At 72.0% G+C, this 1,402-nt stretch carries 1 protein-coding gene; it reads left to right on the top strand.

The features are described from left to right. A partial coding sequence (locus ACWD01_RS37460) for a KR domain-containing protein (RefSeq protein WP_451168457.1) occupies positions 1–1,402 on the top strand: 1,402 nt, incomplete at both ends.

Here is a 1,402-nt window from a genome sequence, read left to right on the forward strand (position 1 = left end):
GGCGTGGGGGTGGACTGGGCACGCTGGTACGACGGTACGGGCGCCCGTTGCGTCGACCTGCCGACGTACCCCTTCCAGCACGAACGCTACTGGCCGGCGCTCGCCCCTGACGCGGGCGATGTCACTGCGGCCGGGCTGATCGCCGACGCACACCCCATGCTGGGAGCGGTCCTTCCGCTCGCCCAGTCGGAGGGCGTGGTCTTCACCAGCCGGCTTTCCGCCCACGCCCAGCCTTGGCTGGCCGGACCGGCGACACCCATGACCGGCCTGCTGGAACTGGCCCTCCGCGTCGGTGACCACGTCGGCTGCGACCGTGTCGAGAGCTTGGTGCACACTGTGCCCCTGGTGGTGCCCGCGGACGGCAGCGTCATGACTCAGGTGCGCGTGGGGGAGCCCGATGCGTCGGGTGCCCGCACGGTCGCCTTCTTCTCCCGGACGGACGGGGCCGCCTGGACGGAGCACGCCACGGGTGTGCTTGTCCCTGCTGCCGGGCGGCCTGTGGTGGGCGTCGCCGGTGGTGAGGTGGAGTTCGCGTTGTCGGGGGAGGTGGCGCGGGAGGCGGATCGGTTTGGTCTGCATCCGGCGTTGCTGGCTGAGGTGGTGCGGGAGGTTGTGGGGGAGCGGGAGTTGGTGCCGGTCTCCTGGCGTGGGGTGACGCTGCATGCGGCGGGTGCGTCGGTGGTGCGGGCCCGGATGGGCCGTCCGGGCGAGGAGTCCGTATCGCTGGTGCTGGTGGATGCAGCGGGCGAGCCGGTGCTGACGGTCGAGGAACTGGTGCTTGGGGCTCCGGCGGTGTCGGTGGGCGCGCCTGCGCGGGATGGTTTGTTGTGTCTGGAGTGGGTGCCGGCCGAGGTGTCGGAGTCGTCCGCCGTCGATGAGTCGAGGCTGACAGTTCTGCCGGTCGAGGGCGGCGACACGCCCGAGGCGGTGCATGCGGCTGCCGTTGAGGTGCTGGCTGCGGTGCAGGAGTGGCTGTCGGAAGAACGGCCGGAGGACGCCCGCCTGGTGATCGTGGTGCGGGGCGACCTCGCGGGCGCCGCTGTCACGGGTCTGGTGCGGGCGGCGGAGTCGGAGAACCCGGGCCGGTTCCTGCTGGTCGATGCGGAGGGCGAGTGGTCGGCTTCGGAGGTACTGGCGGCGGGTGAGCCGTACGTCCGGGTCCGTGACGGCGTCGTGCATGTGGGCCGGCTGGCGCGGTTGAGCTCCTCGGTCGGTGTGGTGGAGTCTCCGTTGGTTGACGGCACGGTCCTGGTGACGGGTGGTACGGGCGGTTTGGGCTCCGAGGTCGCCAGGCACCTGGTCGTACGGCATGGGGTGCGGACCCTGTTGCTGCTGTCGCGCCGGGGGCTGGATGCTCCGGGCGCGGTCGTGCTGCGGGACGAGCTGATCGCGGCGGGTGCCG

Source organism: Streptomyces sp. NPDC002835 (assembly GCF_053591995.1).